The organism is Halorubrum sp. SP3, from assembly GCF_005435195.1.
Taxonomy (GTDB): domain Archaea; phylum Halobacteriota; class Halobacteria; order Halobacteriales; family Haloferacaceae; genus Halorubrum; species Halorubrum sodomense.
This window is the reverse complement of record NZ_SGTU01000116.1, coordinates 1-850: the sequence shown is the minus strand read 5'-3', so window position 1 is coordinate 850 and position 850 is coordinate 1. Positions and strand designations below refer to the sequence as shown.

The window sequence follows — 850 nt, the reverse complement described above, 5'->3', positions numbered from 1 at the left end:
CTAGGAACGACATATTGACTGTCTAGCGCTCATACCGACTCTTCAGTCGGGCTAAGCTCCTTTTGAACCGTGTTATGGAGTTTCTCTTTGTAGAATGGTTTCGTAAGCCACGTAACCGGATCAACACGATCCGGGAGTGACTCGGGATCGCTGCCAGAGATCAGTACCACTGGCGTCGTTGACCCATTCGCACGGAGCTGGTCATACACATCCGTGCCAAGCATATCTGGCAGTTTATAATCAAGAATAATCAGATCGACAGCTGGGGTCGCCTTTCGGATCGCCTCTTTCCCTGTCTGAGCCAAGCGTACTTGATAAGCATTCATAAGATAGTGTTGGTAGAGAGATGCGAGATCATCGTTATCCTCCACGAGAAGGATAATCTTCTCAGCAGTCATAACCTGAACTAGTTAGTTCAGTATAATATATTTTTGGGTATTTTGACATTATGCCCCCCTCGAGAGCAGGTCAAGCAGACAGTAGCGTGTTCCTTGATGTCCGCCAAGAGAAGTCCGACACACCGGGCGTCACTCCGAGTACAGTTACGGAAAATACGAGGCGAAAGCCTCGCCCTTCAGGGCGGGGATGAAGCTGACCAACAGTATTCAACCGCCGACGATGGCACAGACGGGGTTCTAACGCAGTCTTTAACCCGTCGGACTGTGATAGTATGTACAGATGGCGAAGAGTACCCGTCACGCGAAATACGAACTCTACTATCACATAGTGTTCGTGCCGAAATACCAGCGTTCGCACCTGACGGGGAAGACGAAGGAACGTCTCGAAACCATCTTCACGGAAATCTGTGAGGACAAGGGCCTCGAACTGGCCGAGTCCGAGGTCATGCCCG

2 protein-coding genes are annotated in these 850 nt (G+C 50.6%); one reads left to right on the top strand and one right to left on the bottom strand.

Annotation, left to right across the window (positions count from 1 at the left end; all coding sequences use genetic code 11):
* Positions 1–29 precede the first annotated feature (29 nt).
* Positions 30–398, bottom strand: a complete 369-nt coding sequence (locus EXE42_RS15725) for a response regulator transcription factor (protein WP_137706931.1) — start codon at positions 396–398, stop codon at positions 30–32.
* 280 nt (positions 399–678) lie between these two features.
* Between EXE42_RS15725 and tnpA the strand changes: the two genes are divergently transcribed.
* On the top strand, positions 679–850 hold a 172-nt coding region (gene tnpA / locus EXE42_RS15720; RefSeq protein WP_137706930.1), incomplete at its 3' end, for an IS200/IS605 family transposase.